Annotated in this window: 23 protein-coding genes; 10 read left to right on the top strand and 13 right to left on the bottom strand. The window is 67.0% G+C overall.

The window, feature by feature from the left end:
• Positions 1 to 43: 43 nt before the first annotated feature.
• The 4 genes from U0042_RS09490 to U0042_RS09505 are packed head-to-tail and all read left to right on the top strand — an operon-like array spanning position 44 to position 3,541.
• A complete protein-coding gene (locus U0042_RS09490) occupies positions 44 to 928 on the top strand; it encodes an ABC transporter permease (RefSeq protein WP_114814395.1) in 885 nt (294 codons plus the stop codon).
• Position 929: 1 nt separating this feature from the next.
• Positions 930 to 1,724, top strand: coding sequence for an ABC transporter permease (locus U0042_RS09495; RefSeq protein WP_114814394.1), 795 nt, complete (start codon positions 930 to 932; stop codon positions 1,722 to 1,724).
• A 15-nt stretch (positions 1,725 to 1,739) separates the two neighbouring features.
• On the top strand, positions 1,740 to 2,831 hold the full coding sequence (locus tag U0042_RS09500) for an ABC transporter ATP-binding protein (RefSeq protein WP_114814393.1): 1,092 nt from the start codon (positions 1,740 to 1,742) through the stop codon (positions 2,829 to 2,831).
• A complete protein-coding gene (locus tag U0042_RS09505) occupies positions 2,828 to 3,541 on the top strand; it encodes a GntR family transcriptional regulator (protein ID WP_114814392.1) in 714 nt (237 codons plus the stop codon). The genes U0042_RS09500 and U0042_RS09505 overlap by 4 nt, the downstream gene beginning before the upstream one ends.
• A 204-nt stretch (positions 3,542 to 3,745) precedes the next feature.
• On the opposite strand, the gene U0042_RS09510 is transcribed toward U0042_RS09505, so the two are convergent.
• From U0042_RS09510 to U0042_RS09520, 3 genes are read right to left on the bottom strand one after another with little or no spacing between them, the layout of a single operon-like run.
• Positions 3,746 to 5,056, bottom strand: a complete 1,311-nt coding sequence (locus U0042_RS09510) for an NADH-ubiquinone oxidoreductase-F iron-sulfur binding region domain-containing protein (protein WP_114814391.1) — start codon at positions 5,054 to 5,056, stop codon at positions 3,746 to 3,748.
• Positions 5,057 to 5,058: 2 nt separating this feature from the next.
• Positions 5,059 to 6,681: an FAD-binding protein gene (locus U0042_RS09515; protein WP_114814390.1), complete on the bottom strand. Its 1,623-nt coding sequence runs from the start codon at positions 6,679 to 6,681 to the stop codon at positions 5,059 to 5,061.
• Positions 6,682 to 6,688: 7 nt separating this feature from the next.
• A complete protein-coding gene (locus tag U0042_RS09520; RefSeq protein ID WP_114814417.1) occupies positions 6,689 to 7,348 on the bottom strand; it encodes a 4Fe-4S dicluster domain-containing protein in 660 nt (219 codons plus the stop codon).
• Positions 7,349 to 7,736: 388 nt separating this feature from the next.
• Between U0042_RS09520 and U0042_RS09525 the strand changes: the two genes are divergently transcribed.
• The 5 genes from U0042_RS09525 (at position 7,737) to U0042_RS09545 (ending at position 15,386) form a co-directional block, all read left to right on the top strand.
• A complete protein-coding gene (locus U0042_RS09525; RefSeq protein WP_114814389.1) occupies positions 7,737 to 9,749 on the top strand; it encodes a sensor histidine kinase in 2,013 nt (670 codons plus the stop codon).
• Positions 9,743 to 11,068, top strand: coding sequence for a sigma-54-dependent transcriptional regulator (locus tag U0042_RS09530; protein ID WP_114814388.1), 1,326 nt, complete (start codon positions 9,743 to 9,745; stop codon positions 11,066 to 11,068). The genes U0042_RS09525 and U0042_RS09530 overlap by 7 nt, the downstream gene beginning before the upstream one ends.
• A gap of 432 nt (positions 11,069 to 11,500) precedes the next feature.
• The gene (locus U0042_RS09535; RefSeq protein WP_114814387.1) at positions 11,501 to 13,162 is read left to right on the top strand and encodes an NAD-dependent malic enzyme; all 1,662 of its coding nucleotides are present in this window, start codon (positions 11,501 to 11,503) and stop codon (positions 13,160 to 13,162) included.
• A gap of 74 nt (positions 13,163 to 13,236) precedes the next feature.
• Entirely contained in the window at positions 13,237 to 14,919 is a 1,683-nt protein-coding gene (gene aspT / locus U0042_RS09540) for an aspartate-alanine antiporter (RefSeq protein ID WP_114814386.1), read from the top strand.
• Positions 14,920 to 14,987: 68 nt separating this feature from the next.
• Entirely contained in the window at positions 14,988 to 15,386 is a 399-nt protein-coding gene (locus tag U0042_RS09545; RefSeq protein WP_232833547.1) for a DUF3995 domain-containing protein, read from the top strand.
• Between the two features lie 92 nt (positions 15,387 to 15,478).
• On the opposite strand, the gene U0042_RS09550 is transcribed toward U0042_RS09545, so the two are convergent.
• From U0042_RS09550 to U0042_RS09575, 6 genes are all read right to left on the bottom strand, one after another.
• Complete coding sequence (locus U0042_RS09550) at positions 15,479 to 16,678, bottom strand: porin (protein ID WP_114814384.1); 1,200 nt, start codon at positions 16,676 to 16,678, stop codon at positions 15,479 to 15,481.
• A 62-nt stretch (positions 16,679 to 16,740) separates the two neighbouring features.
• A complete protein-coding gene (locus U0042_RS09555) occupies positions 16,741 to 17,286 on the bottom strand; it encodes a TIGR00725 family protein (protein ID WP_114814383.1) in 546 nt (181 codons plus the stop codon).
• Between the two features lie 7 nt (positions 17,287 to 17,293).
• A complete protein-coding gene (locus tag U0042_RS09560) occupies positions 17,294 to 18,133 on the bottom strand; it encodes an ABC transporter permease (RefSeq protein ID WP_114814382.1) in 840 nt (279 codons plus the stop codon).
• Between the two features lie 40 nt (positions 18,134 to 18,173).
• Positions 18,174 to 19,262, bottom strand: coding sequence for an extracellular solute-binding protein (locus U0042_RS09565; RefSeq protein ID WP_114814381.1), 1,089 nt, complete (start codon positions 19,260 to 19,262; stop codon positions 18,174 to 18,176).
• Between the two features lie 107 nt (positions 19,263 to 19,369).
• A complete protein-coding gene (locus U0042_RS09570) occupies positions 19,370 to 20,410 on the bottom strand; it encodes an ABC transporter ATP-binding protein (RefSeq protein ID WP_114814380.1) in 1,041 nt (346 codons plus the stop codon).
• 4 nt (positions 20,411 to 20,414) lie between these two features.
• Positions 20,415 to 21,263 carry an ABC transporter permease gene (locus U0042_RS09575; RefSeq protein ID WP_114814379.1) on the bottom strand — a complete coding sequence of 283 codons (849 nt, stop codon included), beginning with the start codon at positions 21,261 to 21,263 and terminating at the stop codon, positions 20,415 to 20,417.
• Positions 21,264 to 21,423: 160 nt separating this feature from the next.
• On the opposite strand from U0042_RS09575, the gene U0042_RS09580 reads away from it, so the two are divergent.
• On the top strand, positions 21,424 to 22,329 hold the full coding sequence (locus tag U0042_RS09580; RefSeq protein ID WP_114814378.1) for a LysR substrate-binding domain-containing protein: 906 nt from the start codon (positions 21,424 to 21,426) through the stop codon (positions 22,327 to 22,329).
• Here U0042_RS09580 and rfbB read toward each other — a convergent pair.
• The 4 genes from rfbB to rfbA are packed head-to-tail and all read right to left on the bottom strand — an operon-like array spanning position 22,326 to position 25,700.
• Entirely contained in the window at positions 22,326 to 23,357 is a 1,032-nt protein-coding gene (gene rfbB, locus U0042_RS09585) for a dTDP-glucose 4,6-dehydratase (RefSeq protein ID WP_114814377.1), read from the bottom strand. The two genes, U0042_RS09580 and rfbB, sit on opposite strands and share 4 nt — an antisense overlap.
• The gene (rfbD, locus tag U0042_RS09590; RefSeq protein ID WP_114814376.1) at positions 23,354 to 24,238 is read right to left on the bottom strand and encodes a dTDP-4-dehydrorhamnose reductase; all 885 of its coding nucleotides are present in this window, start codon (positions 24,236 to 24,238) and stop codon (positions 23,354 to 23,356) included. The genes rfbB and rfbD overlap by 4 nt, the downstream gene beginning before the upstream one ends.
• On the bottom strand, positions 24,235 to 24,807 hold the full coding sequence (gene rfbC, locus U0042_RS09595) for a dTDP-4-dehydrorhamnose 3,5-epimerase (protein ID WP_114814375.1): 573 nt from the start codon (positions 24,805 to 24,807) through the stop codon (positions 24,235 to 24,237). The genes rfbD and rfbC overlap by 4 nt, the downstream gene beginning before the upstream one ends.
• Positions 24,804 to 25,700, bottom strand: coding sequence for a glucose-1-phosphate thymidylyltransferase RfbA (gene rfbA / locus U0042_RS09600; RefSeq protein WP_114814374.1), 897 nt, complete (start codon positions 25,698 to 25,700; stop codon positions 24,804 to 24,806). The genes rfbC and rfbA overlap by 4 nt, the downstream gene beginning before the upstream one ends.
• Between the last annotated feature and the right edge of the window lies 1 nt (position 25,701).

Consider the following 25,701-nt stretch of genomic DNA (forward strand, 5'->3'; position numbering starts at 1 on the left):
GGCGCCCCGCAGCGGGCGCCGCACAGTGTGATTGGGAGTCACCATGCCTAACGTCTTGAGTACCGTCGCCCAGCCGCCCGCAACGTCTTCGCGCCGGCGGCGCGATTGGCGCAGCGTTCGCCTGCTCGCGCCGGCCTTGCTGCTGCTCGCGGTTTTCTTCCTGCTGCCGGTGCTTTCGCTTCTGCTGCGCAGCGTGCTCGAACCGACGCCGGGTCTGCACAACTACACGCAGCTGCTCGGGTCGACGACGTATCTGCGCGTGTTCGGCAATACGTTCCTTGTGGCGACCGTCGTGACGATGGCCACCGTTGCGATCGGTTTCCCGACTGCGTGGTTATTGGCCGTCGCGCCGCGCAAGCTCAGCTCCGTGCTGTTCGCGATCCTGCTGCTGTCGATGTGGACCAATCTGCTTGCGCGCACGTTCGCATGGATGGTGCTGCTGCAGGCCACGGGCCCCATCAACCGTGTGCTGATGGCGCTCGGGTTGATCCGCGAGCCGCTTGCGCTCGTGAACAACCTCGTCGGCGTGACGATCGGCATGACGTACATCATGCTGCCGTTTCTCGTCATGCCGCTGCATGCGACGCTGCGCAGCATCGACCCGTCCACGTTGCGCGCGGCGGCGATTTGCGGTGCGAGCCGCTGGCAGGCGTTCTGGCGCGTGCTGGTGCCGCTCGCGCTGCCCGGCGTTGCATCGGGCGCGTTGATGGTGTTCGTCATGGCGCTCGGCTACTTCGTCACGCCCGCGCTGCTCGGCGGACCGTCGTACATGATGCTGGCCGAACTGATCGCGCAGCTCGTGCAGGAACTCTTGAACTGGGGGCTCGCGGGCGCCGCCGCGTTCGTGCTGCTGGCCGTGACCCTTTCGCTGTATGCGTTGCAGCTGCGCTTCACCGGCGGTGCGCGCGCGAATCCGGGAGGGCGCTGACATGTTGCTGGACTTCGATCGTCTGGGCGCGTTGCGCTGGGTGCTGCTGGCGGTGGGCGCCGCCGTCGCCGTGTTCCTGCTGCTGCCTATCGTGTTTATCGTCGCGTTGTCGTTCGGCGATTCGCAATGGCTGATCTTTCCGCCGCCTGGCTGGACGCTGCAATGGTATCGGCAGCTGTTCACCGATCCCGGCTGGCTCAACTCGCTGCTGACGAGCGCACAGCTTGCGGCAATCGTGACCGTGCTTTCCGTCGCGATCGGCTTTCTCGCTTCGCTTGCGCTCGTACGCGGCAGGTTTCGCGGACGCAGCGCCGTGCAGGCGTTCTTTCTCACGCCGATGGTGCTGCCCGTGGTCGTGCTGGCGGTCGCGTTGTATGCCTTCACGCTGCGTATCGGTTTGAACGGCACGATGGTGGGCTTCGTGATCGGCCACCTCATCATCGCGTTGCCGTTCTCGATCATTTCCATCAGCAATTCGCTCGTGAGCTTCGACACGGCGCTGGAAGATGCCGCGCTGATCTGCGGCGCGTCGCCGCTCGAAGTGAAGCTGCGCGTGACGTTGCCCGCCATCCGGCTCGGGCTCTTCGCCGCCGCGATCTTTTCGTTCCTCGCGTCGTGGGACGAAGTGGTCATCTCGATCTTCATGGCGAGCCCGACGTTGCAGACGCTGCCCGTGCGCATCTGGAGCACGCTGCGGCAGGATTTGACGCCCGTGGTCGCGGCAGCGTCTTCGCTGCTCGTCGGCTTGACGACCGTATTGATGTTGGCGGGCGCGGTATTGCGCCGCGCCCGATAAGGAGGTGCATGAGCCATGACTGCCGCATTCCTGCAAATCCAGCGCTTGCGTAAAACGTACGACGACGTGGTCGCCATCGACCATGTGTCGCTGGACGTACGCAAGGGCGAATTCATGACCTTCCTCGGGCCGTCGGGTTCGGGCAAGAGCACGACGCTGTACATCGTGGCGGGCTTTCAGGAGCCGAGCGAGGGGCGCGTGCTGCTCGACGGCAAACCGCTGCTTTCGGTGGCGCCGAACAAGCGCAACATCGGCATGGTGTTTCAGCGCTACACGCTGTTTCCGCACCTCACCGTGGGCGAGAACGTCGCGTTTCCGTTGCGCGTGCGCCGTCGGCCGGACCGCGAAGTGCAGGCCAAGGTCGAACAGATGCTCAAGCTCGTGCATCTGTCGGATTGCCGCGACCGCATGCCGGCGCAGCTATCGGGCGGTCAGCAGCAGCGCGTCGCGATTGCGCGCGCGCTGGCCTACGACCCGCCGGTGCTGCTGATGGACGAGCCGCTCTCGGCGCTCGACAAGAAGCTGCGCGAGGAAATACAGCTCGAACTGCGCCGCATCCATCAGGAAACAGGCGTCACGATTCTTTACGTGACGCATGATCAGGAAGAGGCGCTGCGTCTGTCGGATCGCATTGCGGTGTTCAACAAAGGACGCATCGAGCAGGTGGGCACGGGCGAAGAACTGTACGCGAACCCGGCTTCGCGCTTCGTCGCGAGCTTTATCGGCAACTCGAATTTCCTGCCGGTGCGCGTTACGTCGAACAACGAAAACGGCATGAACGGCGTGTTTCCGAATGGCCATGCGGTAACGGCCGCGCACCTCGCGTCGGTGCTGGCGGCCGGAGACGACGGCACGCTGATGATCCGGCCGGAGCAGATGCGCATTCGCGCGTGGCAGGGAAAGCACGATGCGGCGGGTTTGCCCGTCACGGTGCGCGACATCACGTATCTGGGCGACGCCATGCATTACGCGGTTGCGACGCCCTGGCAGCAGGAGATCTCGATTCGCATGCCGGCAGGCCATCGCCACGACAGCGGCCTCGCGATCGGGACCGAGGCGCTCGTTGATTGGGATGCGCGGGACGTGCGTCTCTTTGCGCCCGCATGACGGCGACGACGAGCGGCATGGTCGTCTCGCTGAAGGTGGAGCGCAACACGACGACGTTGCGTGAACTCGCGCTCGACAAGATGCGCACCGCCATTCTGGACGCGCACTTCGCACCCGGCGAGCGGCTGGTGGAACGCACGCTGTGCGAGGAACTCGGCGTGAGCCGCACGGTGGTGCGAGAAGTGTTGCGGCACCTGGAGGCGGAAGGGCTCGTGGACTCGATTCCGAACCAGGGGCCGATCGTCGCCGTGCTCGACGCGGATACGGCGGAACAGATCTACGAGATCCGTGCGCTGCTTGAAGGCGACGCGGCGATGGCCTGCGCGCGGCTCGCCGACGACGGCGTCGTGTCGCGACTTGCCGCGTGCATTGCCGGCATCCAGCGGGCGTTCGACGAGCACGCGCACGCAACGGTGCGCGAACTCACGACGTCGTTTTACGAGCAGATGTTCGACGGCGGCGGCAAAAAAGTCGCATGGGAAATTGCCCAGACGTTGAACGCCCGCGTGAACCGTTTGCGCGCGATGACCATCGCCTCTGACGACCGCGGACGACAGGCCGTCGCCGAGATGAACCAGATACTCGACGCCATTCGCTGCCGCGACGCGCTACGTGCCCGCGACGCGGCAACGGCGCATGTGGCGCGCGTGGCGGCCATTGCCGGACAGCTTTTGCAGCAGGCCCACGCGCGAGCAGGAACCGCGGAATAGGTGCGTGGTGTCGCGTGTCGCGCGTGTTGCGTCGATCCCTGGGCAATGCGAGAGGGCAGCGACGCATGTTGGAGTGGGGCGGCGCGGTGGCCGCACGCTCACATCAAAACTTGTCCCACGTCTTTTGCACGAGCGACATCGCGTTGCCGGCCGGTATCGCGGCGTGACGGGTGGCTCGTTGCGGCTACGCGGAAACCACCATCGTCACCGCCCGTACTCGCCGGGAAACGTGCGCAGCGAACTCTGCACCACCGTTGCCGCGCCATCGATCAGACCGCAGCGCCCCGAGCGAGGCAGCAGCGTGGCGAGGCTGGCGAGCGCATCCACGTCGCGTTGCGTGGCGACGCCGGTGTCGATGCGATGCAGCAGGCGCGCCATCTGGAACGTGCCGCATTTGCAGGGCGGACATTGTCCGCACGACTCGGCCGCAAAGAATTCCACGTAGCGCGCCACTTCGCGCACGATGCTCGTGCCTTCGCCCAGCACGATCATGGCGCCCGTGCCGAGGCTGGAACCGCGTGCGCGCACCGACTCGAAGTCGAGCGCGACGTCCAGGTCCGCGGCGGTCAGGAGCGTGTTCGACGGACCGCCCGTGAACACGGCCTTGAACGCCTTGCCGCCCAGCATGCCGCCGCCGCAGCCGAATACAAGGTCGGCGAGCGGTGTGCCCATCGGCAGTTCGTACAGGCCGGGGCGCAGCACGTCGCCCGAAAGCGAATAGAGCTTCGTGCCGCTCGCCGCGCCGATGCCGAGCGCGCGGTGCGCCTCGGCACCGTCACGCAGGACGTGGGTGGCGTTAGCGATGGTCTCGACGTTGTTGATGAGCGTAGGTGCCCCGCCGATACCCGCCTGGGCGGGAAAGGGCGGCTTGCTGCGCGGGAAGGGGAACCCGCCGTCGAGCCACGAGACGACCGCCGTTTCCTCCCCGCCGATGTAGCGCCCCGAACTCTCGTTCAGCGCGAGCGCGAGCGGATGCCCGAGCGCCGCCGCGAGGCGCGCAAAGAGCTGGCTTGTCTGCCATTGCGCGAGCGCTTCGCGCATCGCGGCGAGTGCATCGCGCTGACGCCGGTTCACGTAGAACACGACATGCGTGGCGCGAATCGCAAGGGCCGCGATCAGCGCGCCTTCGATCACCTGGTGCGGCGTGTGCGAGAGGAGATGGCGGTCCTTGAACGTACCGGGCTCGTCCTCGTTGCCGTTGACGACGACGTAGCGAACCGTCGGTGCCGTGCCGGGCGAGGCGGCTTCCTCGCCCGCGTTCGCGTTCGCAGGCAGCCCTGCCGCCTGCGCGGCCGCGCGCCACTTGCGGTGCGTCGGGAAACCCGCGCCGCCCATGCCGACGAGGCCCGCGGCCTCGATGGTATCGATGATCGCTGCGGGATTCGCAAGCGCGGCATCGAGTCCGTGTCCGCCGCCCGCTGCGAGCCAGCGCCGGTAATCGGTCCCTACGTCGAAGCGGGAACTCAGCAGACGTTGGTTCAAGCGCTTGTTCAGGTGATCGTTCTGGCGTGCCATGGCTAATCCCCCCTTGCGCCGCCTGCCAGATGGCGGCGCAGATCGAAGTTGCCGTACCCGGGGTACAGGAGCGGGGCGCGCGGGGCGGCCGTCTCGCCCGCCATGGCGAGCGCCCGCCGGAATGCGGCGACGTGGCCGAGACCGGCGCGGCCCGTCGGTCCACGCTCTGCCGCGCATGTGGCCGAGTGCACGCCTGCGCGCCGGCCGAACGCGATGATGTCGAGCAGCGCATTGCCCATCAGCCGGTTGCGGCCGTGTATGCCTCCGGCCACTTCGCCGGCGGCGTAGAGCCGCGCGACGTCGGTCGCGGTGTCTGTGCCGATCACGACGCCGCCGTTCTGGTAATGCAGCGTCGGATAAACGAGCAGCGGTTCGCGTGTGGGGTCGATCTGGCATTTCGCGGCCAGATGGGCGAGCCCCACCAGTTGCGTCGCAAGCAGGTCGGGCTGGCGAGCGAGCAGGTCCGGTGTGTCGATGAACACGCCGAGAGCCCCGTCGCGCTCGATGCCGCGTCCTTCTGCGCATTCGCGCAGAATCGCGGCGGCGACGACGTCGCGCGGCGAGAGTTCGTCGATGAAGCGTTCGCCCAGACCGTTCACGAGACGCGCGCCCGCCGAACGGACGGCCTCCGACACGAGCGCGCCCGCCAGATGCCGCGGCCACGCGAGGCCGGTGGGGTGGTACTGGAAGCTGTCGAGGTCGGTCACGCGTGCGCCTGCCCGATACGCGATCACAAGGCCGTCCGCCGTTGCGCCGTAGTGATTCGAGGTGGCAAAGCCTTCCAGGTGCAGGCGGCCCGCGCCGCCCGTGGCGAGTACGACCGCCCGCGCCAGCACGGGGCGCAGCCGGCCGTGCTCGAGATCGCAGAGCACCGCGCCCGCGCACGCGCCGCTCTCGTCGGTGAGCAGTTCGAGCGCGGGCGCCCGGTTCAGCACCGTGATGCGCCGGTCGAGTTCCACCGCTTCGCGCAGCACGCGCATCATTTCGAGCCCGGTGAAGTCGCGATGCGAGAGCACCCGGGCCGCGCTCGTGCCGCCCGCGCGTTTGCGCAGCAGCCGTTGGCCGTCGGGCTCCAGATCGAACGCGACGCCGAGGCCGATCAGCCAGCGGATCGCGCCAGGGCCGTCGGCGACGAGCTGTGCCACGAGTTCGGGCCGGGCCGCGCCGTGTCCGCCGCGCAGCGTGTCTTCGTAGTGGCGCTCGATGCTGTCGTCGCTGCCCACGGCGGCCTCTATGCCGCCCTCGGCCATCACCGTGTTGCTGTCGCCCACGCGCAGTTTGGTGGCGACGATCACGTCCGCGCCCGCGGCCGCGGCTTCGAGCGCGGCGGCCGCCGCGGCGCCGCCGCCGCCGATCACGAGCACGTCCGTGGTCAGCGGCGGGGCGCCGGCCAGATCGACTTCGTCGATCAGCGCGTCCGACTCCAGAAGCCGCGCGAGCGCGGGGTGGCACGCGTGTCCTGCGTTCGGGCCGACGCGCAGCGGCGTGCGCGCGCTTGCGCGATGGTCGGGGTGATAGGCGGCGAGGAGGTCCGCGGCGCAGGTGCCGGATGCCCGCAAGGGCACGTCGCGACCCGGCAGCAGACGCATGCGTGCGTCGTCGTAACGGATGGAGGGAGTGGTCATGGTCGTATCAATCCCTGTGAGCGTGCCGTTCGCCGTTGTGCCCCGGGATGCCCGGCTCGGCGCCTGCCGCGTCCTGCTGCGCGAGGCGCGCGATGAGGTCGACGGGCCGTAGCGTCAGTGCCGTCTGTACGCGCCGCGCCGCGAGGCCCAGATGATTCGGCCAGATGCGTTCCGGGCAGGCGAGCGTGCAGAGGTTGCACATCACGCAGGCGTCGAACACGCCGGCAGCGCCTGGCAGGTCGCCCGCCACCGCGAGTGCGACGCCGCGCTCCACGTCGATACCCTTCGGACACGCGCGCGTGCAGCCGCCGCAGTGGCGGCAGTCGTGCGCCTCGGGAAACACGCGCATCAGCTCGCGGTGCGCGTGCCAGCCGTCGGCGAACTGGCCCATGTCGTAGCGGTGCGGTTTGTCCGGCGTGAAGTAGTCGATGAAGCTCACCTGCATGCCGTCTTCCACGCGCGTTTCGCAGGCGAGCAACGGCGTGACCTGGCGTTCGCCCGCGCGCCGCACGAGGCAGCGGCAGGCGCCGCATACGCCCTGGCCCATGCAGCCGACGTTCGCCGTGAGCGCGCCGGCATGGGCGGCGGCCTCGACGATGGAAAGCGTCGCGGCGACTTCGGCCGTACGGCCGTCGATCACGACGGTGATGCGCCGTTCGTTCGTCATGCTGTTCCTCGTGGACGAATGGTTCGGGTGCGCCTGCCGCACCGGTGCAGGACCGATGCTGAAAGGCGCGATGCGCTGTCCGACGCAAGGAGCAGGCCATGCGGGATGCGGCGGGTTGGCGCAGCAGCCGCGAACCGCACGGCGCCGACGGCCGGCCAACGCCATCCCGGCCGCAACACCTCTGCCGCCGCCCGGCGTTCGGTTTTTCGAACCCCTTGCGCGGCCTGTGTTCGGAAAACCGAACGCGCCGCGTACAAAGCACGGGGAAGCTTGCGCTGTATCAACGGGTGAGGGCCTCGGGTCTGGTGGCATGAGGCTTGCCTTGAAAGAGCGCGCACGACGCGCGCCGCCCGCCCATCTGGTGTGGCAAGAGCAACGGACCACCACAATGACCACGACTGTATCGATCAAGCGCGCCGACGACGAAGCCGGCAGCGACCCGCCGGCCGACTGCCGCTACCACCGGCGCTGCGCCGAGCCATGCGAGCGGCTCGCCACCGAACCGGGCGACCACGCCGAGCTTTCCAGACTGGCGTGCATCCGCTCGTTCCGGCGGCGCGACGCCATCGTCTATCTCACGCTCACGGCGGTGGTCACCGTGCTGTGCTTCGTGGGCGCCTACCGCTATTTCTTCGATCTTGGCGTGGCAGGTCTGGAGGCCTCTGCGAGCCGCGAGCTGCCGGTGCACGTGCAGCGGCTCGAACGCGAGACCGACCGGTTCGACACGCTTCTGCTTGCGCTTTCCATGAACCGCGACGTGATCGCGTACCTGAAGGGCGACCATTCACGCGAGCGCAGCGAGGCGATCAACGACATCCTGCGCAACCTCAACGACAGCACGGGCGCGTTGCAGACCTATCTCGTCGATACGTCGCTGCACGTCGTGGCGTCGTCGAACCCGGACGGGCCAGGCAGCTTCATCGGCCGCGACATCTCGTACCGGCCTTACGTGCAGCGCGCGCAGCCGGGACGTGTGGTGGGCTACTACGCGGTGGGAACGACCGGCAACATGGCTGGCTACTACCTTGCGATCGCTGCAAACGATGGCGCCGGCCGGCGTGTGGGCATCGTCGCGACCAAGATCGGCCTCGACCGGATCGAGCAGGACTGGCTGCACGGCGTCGAGCGGCGCGTCGTCGTGCTCGACGAGAACGGCGTGGTCGTGCTGTCGTCGCGGGCGGACTGGAAGTATCGACTGACCCACGCCATCACGGACGAAGAGCGCCGCCGTTTCGACGAGACCCAGCAATACAATCGCGCGAACCTGCGTCCGCTCGCGTGGAACAGCGTGACGCCGCCGTTCGGCGACCGGCCGTTCGTGCGCGCCGGGCTGCCCGGCCAGGAACGCGACTACCTCGCCGTCACCGCGTCGCTGCCGGAACTGGCGATGAAGCTCGTCGTGCTCGCCGATCCGTCCGACGCCGAACGGCTCGCGCTGGCTCAGGCCGGCTTCGTGGCGGTGATGGTGGCGCTCGTCGCGCTGCTTGCGCACATCGTGTATGAGCGGCGCCTCGACACGCATGAGCAGCAGCTTGCCCGCGAAGCGCTGGAGGCGGCGCACGAGCGCCTCAAGACGCGCTTCGAGCGCCGCAGCGTGGAGCTGCGCATCGCGAACGAAGACCTGAAGCAGCAGGTCGCCGAACGTATCGAGTCGGAGCGGCGGTTGCGCAACTACCAGGACGAACTCATCCGCACCGAGAATCTTGCCGTGATCGGGCAGCTTTCCGCGGGCCTCGCGCACGAGATCAACCAGCCGCTTGCGGCCATGTCCACGCTTTCGGAGAATGCCGTGCGTTTCCTGCAGCGCGGCGATACGGCCACGGCCCAGTTCAACCTGGGCCGCATCAGCGAACTGGTCACACGCATGGGCACGCTCACGGGACGTTTGCGTTCGTTCGCGCGGCGTTCGAGCGGCGAGATCGTCGCCATGCCGCTCGTGCCGTCCATCGAAAACGCGGTCGCGCTGCTCGTTCACCGGCTCGAAAAGGAACACGTCGCGGTGAAGATCGAGGCGCCGCCCGAGCCGCTTTTCGCCTTCGGCGAAACCGTGCGGCTCGAGCAGGTGCTCGTGAATCTGCTGTCGAATGCGATCGAAGCGATGGAAGAAAGCGCCGTGCGCGAGATCGTCATTCGCGCTTATCGAACGTATGGTGACGGCGAGCATGTGTTCATCGACGTGCTCGACAACGGCATCGGCCTGTCCGATGCCGTGCGCGAGCGACTGTTCGAACCGTTTTTTACCACCAAGAAGGCGAGTGGCCTCGGGCTCGGACTCGCGATTTCCGTCGACATCGCCACGAGCTTCGGCGGCAGTCTCACCTGCGAAAACCGGCCGCAAGGCGGAGCCTTGTTCCGCCTGATGCTGCGCGCCGCACCGTCTGAAGGAAACGCGTCATGCTAGAAAACATCGACGTCATCGTGGTCGAGGACGACGACGACGTGAGACTGGGCTGCCTGCAGGCGCTCGCACTGGAAGGCGTGCGCGCGGCGGGCTTCGAAAGCGTGGAGAAGGTGCCGCGTAATCTGCCGCACGACGGCGCCTTCGTGGTCGTCTCCGACATCCGGCTGCCGGGCATGGACGGCATGGCCTTCCTGCGTCAGCTCATGGAGCGCGACGCCGATCTGCCCGTCATCCTCATTACCGGGCACGGCGACGTGCAGATGGCCGTGCAGGCCATGCGCGACGGCGCCTATGACTTCATCCAGAAGCCGTTCCAGTCGCGCGAATTCGTGTCGGTCGTCAAGCGTGCGCTGGAAAAGCGCTCGCTCGCGCTCGAAGTGCAACGGTTGCGCCGCAAGGTGGCCGAAATCGGCGGGCTCGAGCATCGAATCGTTGGGCGCTCGCCCGCCATCGTGGAACTGCGCGAACTGGTGGCGAAACTGGCGCCGCTCTCCACCGACGTCATGATTCTGGGCGAGACCGGTACCGGCAAGGAACTCGTCGCGCGCTGCCTGCACGACCTGTCGGGACGCAAAGGGCCGTTCGTGGCGCTCAATTGCGGCGGCCTGCCGGAGTCGCTGTTCGAAAGCGAGATATTCGGTCACGAGGCCGGTTCGTTTTCGGGGGCGACGCGCCAGCGCATCGGCAAGATCGAGCACGCGCAGGGCGGCACGCTCTTTCTCGACGAGATCGAAAGCATGCCGCTCGCCATGCAGGTGAAGTTGCTGCGCGTGCTCCAGGAGCGCAGCGTCGAGCGGCTCGGTTCGAACCGGCTCATTCCCGTGGACTTCCGCGTGATCGCGGCCACCAAGGCCGACCTGCTCGCGCTGTCGGACGAAGGGAAGTTTCGCGCCGACCTGCATTTCCGCCTCAACGTCGCGACCATCACGCTGCCGCCGCTGCGCTCGCGCCCGGAAGACATTCCGCTGCTGTTCGACGTGTTCGTGCAGCAGGCGGCGCTGCGGCTCGACCGGCCGGCGCCGCCCATCAAGGACAGCGTGGTGCGTGAGCTGCTGGCTCACAAGTGGCCCGGCAACGTGCGCGAGCTGCGCAACCAGGCCGAACGGTACGTGCTGGGCCTCAAGGGTGCGCCGGGCACGCACGACGCCGAACCGGTCTCGCTGACGGCCACCGTCGACGCGTTCGAGCGCGGGCTCATCGTGGAGGAGCTGCGCCGTCACGGCGGCAATCTGTCGCGGGCGGCCGAGGCGCTGCACATTCCGAAGACGACGCTCTTCGGCAAGATCCGCAAATACGAGATACAGGGCGAAGATAGCTGACGGCGGCGGGGCGCTTTTTTCTGCGCTTCGCTTGCGCGTTTTGCTGCGCTCGTTTCTTCCGCCTGTTTCCCCCGCTCGTTTCCTTCCATCTGCTTTTTCACCTGCTCCTGTGTGCGGGCTTCGCGCTGCGGCCGAAGCCCGCTTGTCGCGTTGCGCGTTGTGCTCGTGCTCGTACTGCCTGTGTTTAATCGTGCTGCGCGCGCCATGCACCGATGTTCAGGCATTCGAAATATCGAACGGCCTTCGACGCCCGCATTCGTAAAGCCGAACGGCAACGTCAGGGGAAGATCATCGACGTCGCCCGCAAACCCTTGCACGACAAGCGTTTGCGGCGATCAGGACAGATTGGCATACCCCTTGCAAAGTAGATCGCGAAAGCTCTCGCGAGCTTGTGTCAGTACGACTTCCGATCACACCAGAGGAATTGCAATCATGGCCATCACCAATGCAGCCGAAGCGAAGAAGCTCAATGTACGCGTTGCCGCCCCGCTCACGGGCGCCGCGTTGTTGCACGATCCGGCAAAGAACAAGGGTTCTGCGTACACCCGCGAGGAACGCCGTCAGCTTGGTCTCGAAGGCCTGCTGCCGCACGCAGTGGAATCGCTCGACCGCCAGGTGGAGCGCGTGCTCTCCCATCTCGACAGTCTCGACGACGACCTCGCGCGTTACGTCTATCTGATCGATCTCGAAGCGCGCAACGAGACGGTGTTCTACAAGACGATCATGTCGGACCCGAAGCGCTTCATTCCGATCCTGTACGACCCGACCGTCGCCGACGCCTGCCTCGCGTTCGGCAATCTGTATCGCCGCGCGCGCGGCATGTACATCACGCGCGACATGAAAGGCCGCATTGCCGAGGTGCTGCGCAACTGGCCCGAGAAGGACGTGCGCTTCATCTGCGTGTCGACGGGCGGCCGCATTCTGGGCTTGGGCGACATCGGCGCGAACGGCATGGGCATTCCCATCGGCAAGTTGCAGCTCTACACGGCCTGCGCCGCGGTGCCGCCCACGTGCCTGCTGCCGGTGCTGTTCGACATCGGCACGACCAATGACCAGTTGCGCGCCGACCCGTTCTACATGGGCACACGCGAGCTGCCGCCGAGCGAAGCCGAACTCGACGCGCTGACCGAAGAGTTCATCCAGGCGGTGGAGGAAGTGTTCCCCGACTGCTGCGTGCACTTCGAAGACTGGAAGGGCACCGACGCCATCCGCATGCTCGACCGTTATCGCGACCGCATTCTTTGCTACAACGACGACATTCAGGGCACGGCGGCCGTGGTGCTCGCCGGTATCTCGGCGGCACTGAACCAGACGGGCGGCAAGCTGGCCGACCAGCGGTTCCTGTTCCTCGGCGCGGGCTCGGCCGGCATCGGCATCGCGAAGCTGATCGCGGCGGAACTGCAATCGCGCGGTCTGTCGGCCGAAGAAGCGCGCAAGCGCGTGCGGCTCTTCGACGTGAACGGCCTCGTCGAATCGTCGCGCACCGATCTCACGGAAGCGCAGAAGCTGTGGGCGCAGGACGAAAAGCCCAGCCGCAACTTCGTGGAAGTCATCGAGCGCTTCAAGCCCACCATGCTGGTCGGCGTGTCGACCAAAGGCGGCGCGTTCACGAAGGAAGTCATCGAAACGATGGCCCGCCTGAACGAGCGGCCCGTCATCTTCGCGCTCTCGAACCCGACCAACAAGGCGGAGTGCACGGCCGAGCAGGCTTACACGTGGTCCAACGGCCGCGCGCTCTTCGCAGCCGGCGTGCAGTTCGACGAGTTCGAGCTGAACGGCGTGCAGTACCGGCCGGGCCAGGCGAACAACTTCTACATCTACCCGGCCATTGGTCTTGCGACCTACGCATGCCGCCCGGCGCGCCTGACCGACGAGTGCTTCATCGTCGCGGCGCACGCCACGGCCGACCAGGTCGGCCCGGCATTGCAGGCGAAGGGCATGTTGTTCCCGAGCCAGGAGCACATCCTGGAAACGGAAATCACGACCGCGAGCCGCATTGCCGAATACATGTTCGATGCGGGCCTTGCCCGCGTGCCGCGACCGCGTGAAATCCGCTCGTGGATCGAAAGCATGCTCTACCGGCCGGCATATTGAACGCTGCCCCTGCGCCCCGGATGCGCATGCAACGTGCGCATCCGCCACTACTCGAATCAAGCGGGTGATTCATCATGGAATACTTTGTCCACACGCTCCAGAAGTACCCGGAGATCGCGCTGTTCCTGACGATCGGCGTGGGCTTCTGGATCGGTAATCTCAAACTCGGCAAGTTCAATCTCGGGGTGGTGACTTCCACCTTGCTCGCCGGGCTGCTGATCGGCCAGATCGGTATCAAGCTGCCTGTCGCCTTGCAGTCCACGTTCTTCGCGATGTTCCTGTTCGCGGTGGGCTATGCGGTGGGGCCGCAGTTCATTCGCGCGCTGCGCAGCGACGGGCTGCCCCAGGTCATCTTCTCGATCATCGTGTGCCTCGCGGGTACCGGCACGGCCATCGCGCTCGGCAAGCTGCTCGGCTATAACGGTGCGCTCACGGCCGGCCTGCTTTCGGGCGGCTATACGAACTCGACGGTGCTGGGCGTCGCCACCGACCTGATCCAGCAGTCGGGCTTGCAGCAGGCCCAGTTGCAGAGCGCGCTTGCGCTGTTGCCCATTGCGTACGCGGTCACCTATCCGTTCGGCACGATCGGCTCGGCATATCTACTCGCCAACGTCGCGCCGAAGGTGTTCGGCTTCGACCTTGCACGCGAATGCGAAAACTACGAGCGCGAGCACGGCGTCGGCACGCCGATCGGCACGACGGCGTATCGCGAATACTCCGCACGGGCGTTCCGCCTCACGAACCCGATGCTGATCGGCAAGACGGTCTCCGACGTCGAAACGATGTTCAACCGCGAGGTATTCGTACGCCGCATGCGTCTTGGCGACGGCATGGACGTGATCGACTGCAAGGGCGACACCGTGTTGATGGCGGACTCGATCGTTGCGGTGTCTGGTGGACTCGCGCCGCTGCTCGCCTACGAAGAGCAGTTCGGCCCCGAGGTGAAGGACGTGCCGCTGCTCGACTTCCCGACCGAACTGCTCGACCTCGTGGTGACGAACAAGGCCTATGCAGGCAAGACGCTCGGCGAGATCTCCGACGCCCTGTTCGGCGAGCCTGGCCGCGGTGTGTTTCTCACTAACGTCACGCGCTCGGACGTCCTGCTGCCCATGCGGCGCGAGACGAAGATTCACCGCGGCGACGTGCTGAAGATTCTCGGCGCACGCCCGGACGTGGCGAAGATCGCGCGGACGCTCGGCTACGCGGACCGTCCCCTCGAAGGCTCGGACATGGCGTTCATGGCCTTCGGTATCGTGGCGGGCAGCCTGATCGGTGCGATCACGGTGCATATCGGCGGTGTGCCGTTGGGCCTGGGTACGGCGGTCGGTGCAATCGTGGCCGGCATTATCTGCGGCTACCTGCGCTCCACGATGCGTACCTTCGGCCACATTCCCGGTCCCGCGATCTGGGTGTTCAACAACGTGGGCCTGAACGGCTTCATTGCGTGTGTGGGGCTCAACGCGGCGCTGGGTTTCGTGAGCGGCATCCAGCACTACGGGATCACGCTGTTCCTTGCGGGCACGCTGGTGACGATCGTGCCGATCATCGTCGGGCTGCTGCTCGGACGGTACGTCTTCAAGTTCCATCCGGGGATCATGCTGGGCGCCTGTGCCGGCGCACGCTCGACCACGGCGGCGCTCGGCTCGCTGCAGGAAGTGGCGAAGTCGAACGTGCCCGTGATCGGCTACGCGACGGGCTACGCGGTGTCGCGGCTCGTCATGGCGCTGCTCACGATCGTGGTCGTCAACGTGTTCTAGCCACTGAACGGCGGCCGGTCCGGCCGCCGTTCGTACGGATAGGGAAGGGGAGCGAAATGATCGGAGCGATGTTCGGTGTACCCGTGCTGTGCGTGCTGGCACTCGTACATCTCTACTGGGCATTCGGCGGGCGGCGGGCTGTTACCGTCGCGGCTTCGGCGCACAGCGGCGCGCGCGGCGTGCGGCCTTCGAGGGTCGCGCTCGTGGGGATCGCCGGCGCCTTCGGCGCGGCGGCGGCCGTGGTGGCGATGCGGGCCGGCTGGATCGACCTCTGGCGCGACCCGCCCAGCGTGAGAGTTGCGGCCGGCATGGTCGCACTTGCGTTCTCTCTGCGGGCGATCGGCGACTTCCGGTATGTCGGCGCATTCAAGCGCAACGGCGAGACCTCGGTGTTCGGCTTTGTGGATACGCTGCTGTGCTGCCCGCTGTGCATCGCGCTGTCCGTGGCCGCGATCTCGCCGGTGTAGGCGGCCCGGGTGAAACCCGGAACCGGAAGTCTTCGGCGCGATTACCGCCTACCAGCCGCGGCGCAGGCGGGCGTCGCCGCCCGCTGTGTCGCCTAGAACCGGTGCACGATACCCACGCCGGCTGCGACCTGACTGCGCGACGACGACGGAGCGCCACTGAAGCCATCGCCAATCGACGGCGTGGCGATGACGACCTTGCGGTTAGCCGACAAGGTATCGCCGTTCGCACGCTGATACGCCTCGACCATGTAGAAGCCCGTACGCTTGGACACGGCGTAGTACTGCGACAGCGTGAACTGGTGATACTGCGCGGCGTTCGTGATGCCGTTGGCCAGCGTGGCGCGCGTGTAGCTGTAGCCGCCCGCGAAGTCCCAGGCCGCGGAGGGGTGGAAGTGCAGCACCGCGCCTGCCGTGTTGAAGATGGCCGTGTTGCGGAACGAGGAGCCGGTGCCGGGAATGTACTGCACGTTCGAATACGAAGCCGACACGTCCCAGGCGTCCGAGAAGCGGTAGCCGCCCGTCACCGCGAAACGCTGCTGCGCCTGCGCGGTCTGGTAGCCGTTGTTGATGGCGGAGACGGCCGTTTGCGCGCCGCCGTTCGACGTCGTCGACGAGGCGCCCCAGGCACCGCCGCCGGGCGTCGAATTGTTCACGCGCTGATACGCCGCGCCGATGCCGACAGGCCCGTTCGTGTATTGCACGCCCGCGCTCCACGTCGATCCGGCGTTGACGCTGCCCGGCACGCCGCCGAACGCATACGACGCGGCGAACGTGAAGCCGCCCATCTTCGGCGATTGATAGACCAGCGAGTTGTTGGAACGGTAGATGTTGTCGAGCGAGTCGATATCGCCGGGATGCGCGCCGAAGTAGCCGGTGATCCAGGTGGTCGGGCTCCACGGCGAGAGCATCGTGTAATAGGCCGTGTACTGGCGACCCGCCGTCAGCGTACCGAAGCGCGGGTGGGTCAGGCCCACCCACGACTGGCGCGTGAACATGCCGCCCGAGAACTGCGAGGTGCCGTTCGTGCTGTTCACACCGGCTTCGAGCGTGAAGATGGCCTTGGTACCGCCGCCCAGATCTTCGCTGCCCTTCAGGCCGAAGCGGCTGCCCGCCCACACGCCCGCGGTCATCTTCACCACCGAATGACCATTTGAGGTCGAGCCGACCGAGGTGGCGCTGTTCTGCCAGGCAAGGCCGTTATCGACGATGCCGTACAGCGTGACGTTGCTCTGTGCATGAGCGCTCATGGCCGCGCCGCCCAGCACGCACGACGCGATGATGGTTTTTTTCATATTTAGTCATCCTATTTGATTGACAAAAAGATCTCTACTACCGTGAAACCCTGTTGCGTGTATCAGGGAAGCGTGGCGAGCCAGTGCGCCGCGCGCGCAAGCACTGCGTCTGCCGAGTCGAAGGCCTCGACGCCCGCCACCAGCGGTGCGTCGCAGACCGCGAACACGGGCTTGCCCCATTGCAGCCCGAGCACGATTTCGGACAGCGTGCCGAGACCGCCACCCACCGCGATGAGGCACAGCGACGCGCGTGCGATCAGCGCGTTGCGCGTGATGCCGAGCCCCGTCGGCAGCGCGACGCCGAGGTAAGGATTCGCGCCTTGCGCGTCGTCCTCGGGCAGCAGGCCGATCGCGATGCCGCCCGCCCGTTGCGCGCCGCGCGCGGACGCTTCCATCACGCCGCCCTTGCCGCCGCCGAGTATCGTCATGCCGGCCTGCGCAAGCGCATAGGCGATGGTCTCGGCGACGTGCAACTGCTCCGCCGTGGCCTCGCGCGGGCCGATCACGCCCACCGGCATCCGATGCCGGTTCGGCGCCCGCTGACGCGCGGCGAGCTCGGAGAGCGCCGAGTGCGCCGAGTGCGCCGCGAGCGCCGCCTCGGCCAGCATCGTGCGTTCAATGTTGCCTTGGTCTGACAATCCATTCCCCCATTGCAAGAACGCAGGTGCACAGCGCCGTCAGCACGATGGACAGCACGGCCGCCTGCGAGAAATCGGTCTGCCCGTCGGACAGCTTCAGGTACATGAGCAGCGGCAGGATATTGATCTGCGTGCCGGCCAGTGCGACAGCGGTGCCGTAGGTGCCGAGCGCGATCGCCGCGACGAGGCACCACGCCGATGCCACCGAGGGCCACAGTTCGCGCCACGCCACGTCGATCCAGGCCCGCCACGGCCGTGCGCCGAGCGTCAGGGCCGCGTCGAGCGGGCGCCGGTCGAAATTCGCGAAGGCCGGATAGAGCATCAGCGCAACGCGCGGAATCAGGTAGTACGCGTAGGCGATTACCAGCCCGAACGTGGTGTAGATCACCCCGCCCACGCGCGCCGGGTCGGCACCCAGCTTCGCGAGCAACAGGGTCACGAAGCCGGCGCGGCCGAACGTCAGGATGAAGCCGTAAGCGATCACCAGTCCGGAGAACGCGAGCGGCACGCCCAGCACCGCCAGCCAGAGCCGGCGGCGCCGCGGCGACTGCCCGGCCAGCGCGATGGCCAGCACAATGCCGACCAGCGTCGACAACGTGCCGGAGGCCGCCGCAAGCCCGATGGAGCGGACGAGCGCGTCGCTCACCAGCGGATCGCCGAACACGGCGCCGAACGCGTGGCCGCCGCCGTCGAACGCGGCTACGACAAGCGACGCGAGCGGCAACGCGAATGCGACGGCGAACAGAATGGCGGCCGGTATGGCACCGAAGCGGCGCAGCAGGCCCGCGTTGCGGGTATCGAATGTCGCGTGTCGCATTACCGGCGGCCCTGGCTGTCGTGATGGAACGTCATACCGTTCACTCGCCGAGCGTCGCCTGCGACCAGAGCTGGTCGACCAGCGCCTTCTTCGCCGCGGCCTTCGCGACATCGAGCGGATGCACCTGCGGTGCATCCGGCATTCTGGCGGCCACCTCCGGCGCCAGCGCGACGGCCGGCACGGCGGGGCGCACGTAACCGCGCGCGAACAACGCCTGGCCTGCATCGCTCATCACGTAATTGAGCCAGAGCTGCGCGGCGGACGGATTCGGCGCGTTCTTGACGAGACTCATCGCGTACGGTGCCGACACGCTGCCGTCCTGCGGAATCACGACTTCGGCCGTGTCGCCCATGCCGTCGACGTAGCGGGCCTTCAGTCCGTCGTTCTCGTAGCCGATCAGAACCGGAATCTCGCCCTTCACGAACTTCGCGTACGGCGTGGTGCCCTCCACGCGCATCACGTTGCCGGCGGCCTTCAGCTTGCCGAAGAAATCGGCGCCCGGCTTCGGGTCGTCGACGCTGCCGCCCATGGCGTAAGCCGCCGCGAACACGTCCACCTGGCCCTGGCCCGTCGAACGCGGATCGAGGTAGACGACGGCGTTGCGGTACTCGGGCTTGAGCAGGTCGGACCAGCGCCGCGGCACTTCCTTCACGAGCTTGCGATTGACGAGGAACGCGATGTTCAGCGAGTGGACGGTGAACCAGCGACCATCAGGATCACGAAACACCTGCGGCAGCTTGTCGAAGTTGAGCGGCTTGAACGGCGCGACGAGGTCCTTCGCTTTCGCGTCGAGCGCGGACGCGGCGAAGTAGTAGGCCGTGTCCGCCTGCGGCCGGCGGCGCGCCTTGTCGAGCGCCACTACGGTCGCGGCCGAGCCGATGTCGTTGTAGGTGATCTCGACCTTCGGATAGCGCTCGCGAAAGCCCGCGAACAACGACTTCCAGTTGGCCCACTCGGGACCGGTATCGAACGAGACGACGAGGCCTTCGTCGGTCGCCTTCTCGTAGAGCGCCTGCTCGCCGGGGTACAGCGGCACACGCGGCTCGGCATGGGCCGCGCACGCGAGCAGCGTGCCGAGCGCGAGCGCCGCGGCGCGCATACGTTGGATCAAGGTGGGTGTGGCAAACATCGTGGTTCTCCGGAATGCGTAAGAGAGGCCGGTCAGGTATCTGACGAAGCAGACGGGTGTGTGGATTTCAGGAAAAGCCGGCTGTGTGCGGTGTGCCGCACGCACCTTCATTCGCGTGGCGCAGCTGGCAGCACACGCAGATGGCGCGGCTCGATGGCAATGCAGTGCACCGGCACGACGCGGCCCTCGCCGAGCAGCGGCGCGTCCGCTCCGTACGGAAGGAAGTCATAGCGGTGCGTCGAGCCGAAGTAGCGGACGTCGCCTCGCGCGCCGTGGACCTGATTCGGGCAGCCCGGCTCGGGGTCGGCCAGCACGTGCTCGGGACGCAGCAGCAGTTCGACGGTGTCGCCCGGGCGGTGCTGGCCGGTTTCCGCGCAAAACGTCGTGAATCCGACGTCGATGCGGTTGGTCGTCATCACGCGTCCACGCAAGATGGTCGAATGCCCGATGAAGCGCGCGACGCGCACGGAGGCCGGCGTCTCGTACAACTCGCGCGGCGTGCCCACCTGGAGCACGCGCCCGTCTTCGACGATGGCGACGCGATCGGCCATGCTGAGCGCCTCGTCCTGATCGTGCGTCACGAACAGGGTGGTCGCACCGCACGCGCGTTGCAGCGCGCGAATCTCGTCGCGCAGTTGATGTCGGATGCCGGCGTCGAGTGCGGCGAGCGGCTCGTCGAGCAGCAGCACGCGCGGCTCGATGACGAGCGCGCGGGCCAATGCGACGCGCTGCTGCTGGCCTCCAGAGAGTTGCGTCGGCGGCCGGTCGGCATGGCTCGCGAGGCCCACACGGTCCAGCATGGCGAGCGCCTGGCGTCGTCGTGCGGCGCGCTCGACGCCGCGCATCTTCAGGCCGTAGGCGACGTTGTCCGCCACGCTCAGGTGTGCGAACAACGCGTACTGCTGAAAGACCATGCCGACGCCGCGCCGCCAGACCGGCTCGCCGGCAACGTCCTGGCCGCCGATCGCGATGCGGCCGGTGTACCCGGACAGGAGCCCCGCGGTGAGGCGCAGCAGCGTGGATTTGCCCGAGCCGCTCTGGCCGATCACGGCCAGCAGTTCGCCGGGCGCCGCTTTCAGGGAAATGTCGGTAATGCCGTGCGACGCGCCTGGATACGTGTAGCTGACGGTGTCGAATTCGAGACTCATGGTTTCACTTCAGTCGTTGCACGGTGGTGATCGAGGCAAGCGCCGCGGCAACGGCGAGCGCGAGCAGCACGACGGTCGCGGCGCAGGCAAAGCCCGAGGCGCCGTAGAACGCCTGCAGCAACACGACGGGATAGTTGCGGTAGCGAAAGCCCGCAATCAGGTTGGAGATCTGGAATTCGCCTATCGAGAGGGCGGCCACCATCACGAGGCCCGCAAACAGGCTGTGACGCAGGCTGGGCAGCGCGATGGTCAGGAACTGGCGCAGCGGCGTCGCGCCGAGCGTGGCGGCGCAGGCTTCGAGCGTCGCGAGATCAAGGTGGCGCAGGTCGGCCAGCAGCGTTTGCAGCAGGTACGGCATCGTCAACATCGCATGCGCGGCGATCATCAGCCACAACGTGCCGAGCCACGGCAGCCCATCGCCGCCGAACACGGCGATATAGCCGAAGCCGAGCGTCAGCGCAGGCACGGCGACGGGCAACAGCATGACGAGGCGCGCAGCGAGTCCGCCGCCGGCGCGCGCCCGGTGATGAAGCGCATAGGCGAGCGGCACGCCGAGCACGGCGTTGAGCGCGCAGCACGCCAGCGCGACCGTGAGGCTCGTGCCGAACGCGCGGCGAAAGCTCGGGTCGGCCGCGAGATCGGCATACCAGTGCGCGGTCAATCCGGTCGGCAGCAGCGTATTGGTCCAGCTGCGGCCGGTCGACCCGATCAGAAGCAGCGCGATGGGCAGCAGCAGGTAGAGCGCGAACAGCACGACGACTGCCCGCACCAGCATGCGCCCCGGCGCCGGCGACCGCGTGCTGCGACAAACAGGAACACCAGCCGGGCGGGCGGTGGCGGCGGGAGAGTGCATCGGCAATTCCGTAAACAGGCGGCAAGACGGCGCGAAACCCAGCTGAATCAGTCACCTGGGTTCGCGATGACGGCCGCCAGTGTGCGGTCCCGACATGGCATCGTCATGAAAAAAACGTACAAACCACGCATCGATCTTTGCGAATCCGGAATATCTGGCGATGAAACACCTCTATCCGAACATGGCCGAACTGCATGCGTTCGCAAGTTCAGCGAAACATCTGAACTTCTCGTATGCAGCACGCGAACTGGGACTCACGCCGAGCGCGGTCAGCCGTCAGATCGCCAACCTGGAAGCGCTGTTCGGCGTGAAGCTGTTCGCGCGCGAGGGGCGCAATCTGTCGTTGACGAGGGCGGGGCAGCTTTATCACGGGCGCGTGACGGCCCCGCTTCGCGAGATCGGCAATGCTTCGCTGGAGCTGCTGAGCGTGCGCGAGGACAGCGATCTGCTGACGCTGGCGAGCGTGCCGACCTTCACGACCAAGTGGCTGGTGCCCAGGCTGCCGTCGTTTCTGGCGGCCGCGCCGAACGTCACGCTGAGTTTCCGGCGCCATCTCGCGCACGGCGACCCGTTCCCGCTCGGGCTCGACGCGGCGATCCGCTATGGCGACGGCCGCTGGGAAGGCTTGTGCTGCGACTATCTCGATGGGCGCACGTTTGTGCCGGTCTGTTCGCCCGGTTTCGCGGCAAAGCATGCGCTGCGCACGCCGGCCGACCTCGCCGCGGCGCCGCGGCTCGTGCATGAGCAGGCCGAAAGCGTCTGGTTTCAGTGGTCGCAAGCCTATGGCGTTGCGCCCATGAACGCATTCTCGGGACCGCGTTTCGAGCAGTACGCGGTATTGATTCAGGCGGCGCAGTCAGGGCTGGGCGTCGCGCTCGTCCCGGCGTTCCTGATCGGCGTGCCGCTCGGGGCCGGCGCGCTTGTGCAGCCCATAGACGCGCCCGTCGACGTCGACGATCAGGGGCACTTCCTCTGCTATACGCCCGAACGCTTCGATACGAGTACGGCGCTGCGCAAACTGCGTGACTGGATGCTGGGAGAATTCGCTGCCGCGCGACGCGGCTAGCTCAGTGTCAGGCGGGCAAGATTCCACATCAGTGTTTTACGAATCCCGCTCTCGAAGCTCTCCTGCGGCCGCCAACCGAGTTCGTCGATGATCTTGCCCGCGTCGATCGCGTAGCGCCAGTCGTGTCCGGGCCGGTCGGTCACGAACTGGATAAGCCCTGCATGCGGCGCGCTATCGGGCCGGTTCTCGTCCATCAGCGCGCAGATCAGCCGCACGATATCGATGTTCCGCCATTCGTTGCAGCCGCCGACGTTGTAGGTCTCGCCGGGGGCGCCGCGGCGCACGACCGTGTCGATGGCGCGGCAATGATCGTCGACGAACAGCCAGTCGCGGATGTTCGAGCCGTCGCCGTACACCGGGATGCGCGTGCCTTCCATACAACTGCGGATGACCGTGGGGACGAATTTTTCGTCGTGCTGCAACGGGCCATAGTTGTTCGAGCAGTTGGTCGTCGTGACGGGCAATCCATACGTGTGCCAGTAGGCGCGCACCAGATGGTCGGAGCCGGCCTTGCTGGCCGAATACGGCGAATTGGGCGCGTAGCGCGTCGTTTCGGAGAACGGCGGATCGTCGGGCCCGAGCGAGCCGTACACCTCGTCGGTGCCGATGTGATGGAAGCGTCGTTGGGCGCGCGCCGTGGTGGCGTCAAGGCGCTGCTCGCCGAACCAGTACTGCCGCGCGGCTTCGAGCAGCGTTGCGGTGCCCACGACGTTGGTGCGGACGAACTCGCCGGGACCAACGATGGAGCGGTCCACGTGGCTTTCGGCCGCGAAATGGACGACGGTGTCGATGGCGTGCTCGCGCAATAACGCGTCGACCAGTTGCCGGTCGCAGATGTCGCCGACCACGAGCCGGTGCCGGTCCTCGTCCGGCAGGTCGGCAAGGTTGTCGAGCCTGCCGGCGTAGGTCAGCAGATCGAGCGTGACGATCTTCACGTGTGGATCGGTGGCCAGCAGATGGCGGACGAAATTGGCACCGATGAAGCCGGCGCCGCCGGTAACGAGCACGTGCTGCGGACGATGGTTCATGAGGTTCGCTTCCAGATGTCGAGCGTTTCGCTCAAACCCGCCATCCACGGCGGGGCTTCGATGCCGAGGCGCTCGCGCAGCCGGGTGCAGTCGAGCGACGAATTGGCGGGCCGCGGCGCCGGCAGCGGATACGCCGAGCTCAGGATGGGCTGAACGAGCGGCGTGCGCGCGAGCAGCCCGGCACGATGCGCGGCGGCGAAGATCGTTTGTGCGAACCCATGCCACGTCGTGACCGGCGTGCCGCACAAATGGTAGGTGCCAGAGGCAAGCGGCTCGCCTGCGAGATGGCGAGAGGCGATCGACAGCAAGGCGTCGGCGATGGCGCCCGCGTAGGTCGGGCCGCCGTACTGGTCGGCGACGACGCGCACCACGTCGCGCTCGCCGCCTATGCGCAGCATGGTGCGCACGAAGTTGCCGCCGTACGCGCCGAATACCCATGCCACGCGCACGATCAGGTGCCGTTCCGGCAGATGCGCGCGCACCGCCTGTTCGCCGGCCCATTTGCTCATGCCGTAGACGCCGAGCGGTGCCACCTCGGCGGTTTCCGCATAGGCACCCGGCGCGCGGCCGTCGAACACGTAGTCGGTCGACAGATGAAACAGCGGAATCCCGGCTTCGGCACAGGCGGCGGCGAGCGTCGCCGGCCCGTCGTGGTTCGCGCGCCAGGCCGCCTCCGGTTCGGTTTCGGCGCGGTCCACGGCGGTCCAGGCCGCCGCGTTGATGACGAGACTCGCGCGATGTCCGGCCAGCGCGGCACGCACCGCATTGATATCGGCGATATCGAGCTGCGCGCGCGACAGTCCGAGCAACGCGCGCTGCCCGGCACGCCGCACGAGTTCCTGGCCCACCTGGCCGCCCGCGCCCGTCACGAGGATCGTCACGATGCGCTCCGGCAGCGCGGCAGCGAGTCGGGCGCGCGTTCGGCGAGGCGCGGATGCAGCCGGTCCTTGTCGGACAGTTGCGGCGCGATGTCGTCGAACACGGGCCACTCGATGCCGAGATCGGGGTCGTCCCAGCGTATGCCGGCGTCCGAGGCGGCGTCGTAGTATTGCGTGCACTTGTAGGCGAAGTCCGCAGCGTCCGAGAGCACGCAGAAGCCGTGCGCGAAGCCCGGCGGAATCCAGAGCTGCCGGTGCGATTCGTCGTCGAGGCGGGTACCGAACCATGCTCCGAAATGCGGCGAGTCGCGGCGAATGTCGACGGCCACGTCATAGACGGCGCCGCGCGCGGCGCGCACCAGCTTGCCCTGCGGATTGACGCGCTGATAGTGCAGGCCGCGCAGCACGCCGCGCCGCGAGCGCGACTGGTTGTCCTGCACGAAGGTCGCGTCGATGCCCGCTTCGCGCAGCCAGCTCTCGCGGAAGCTTTCGACGAAAAAGCCGCGCTCGTCGCCGAACACGCGCGGTTCGAAAAGCAGCACGCCCGGCAACGGCGTTTCGACGATCTTCATGCGACCACCTCCTTGCGCAGCACCTCGAGCAGATACTGGCCGTAGCCGTTCTTCGCGAGCCGGTGGGCCTGCGCTTCGAGTTGCTCCGCGCCGATCCAGCCGAGCCGGTACGCGATCTCTTCGGGGCAGGCGATCTGCAGTCCCTGGCGCGCCTGCATCACCTGAATGAAGTTGGCGGCGTCGAGCAGCGATTCGTGTGTGCCGGTATCGAGCCACGCATAGCCGCGACCGAGAATCTCCACATCGAGCGCGCCGCGTTCGAGGTAGGCGCGGTTCAGGTCGGTGATCTCCAGCTCGCCGCGTGCGGAAGGCCGCACGGCCTTCGCCAGATCGACGACATCGTTGTCGTAGAAATAGAGTCCCGTCACCGCGTAGTTCGATTTCGGCTGCTTCGGTTTTTCCTCGAGGTCGATCGCGCGTCCGGTTTCGTCGAACGACACCACGCCGTAGCGCTCGGGGTCGCGCACGTAGTAGCCGAACACGGTCGCGCCCGTGGTCTTCGCGGCGGCGCGTTGCAGCAGTGACGACAGTGCGGGCCCGTGATAGATGTTGTCGCCGAGCACGAGGGTCGCCGCGTCGTGCCCGATGAACGATGCGCCGATCACGAACGCCTGGGCGAGGCCGTCCGGACGCGGCTGCTCGGCATACGAGAAACGCATGCCCCACTGGGTGCCGTCGCCGAGCAGTTGCTGGAACGCGCCGAGATCGCGCGGCGTGGAGATGATCAGGACTTCGCGGATGCCCGACAGCATGATCGTGCTGAGCGGGTAGTAGATCATCGGTTTGTCGTAGACCGGCATCAGTTGCTTCGATACCGAATGCGTCAGCGGATGCAGCCGGGTACCGGAGCCGCCCGCCAGAATGAGGCCTTTTCGGCCAGTCGCTGTGATCATG

The sequence above is a fragment of the Paraburkholderia kururiensis genome (assembly GCF_034424375.1).
Classification (GTDB): Bacteria; Pseudomonadota; Gammaproteobacteria; order Burkholderiales; family Burkholderiaceae; genus Paraburkholderia; species Paraburkholderia kururiensis_A.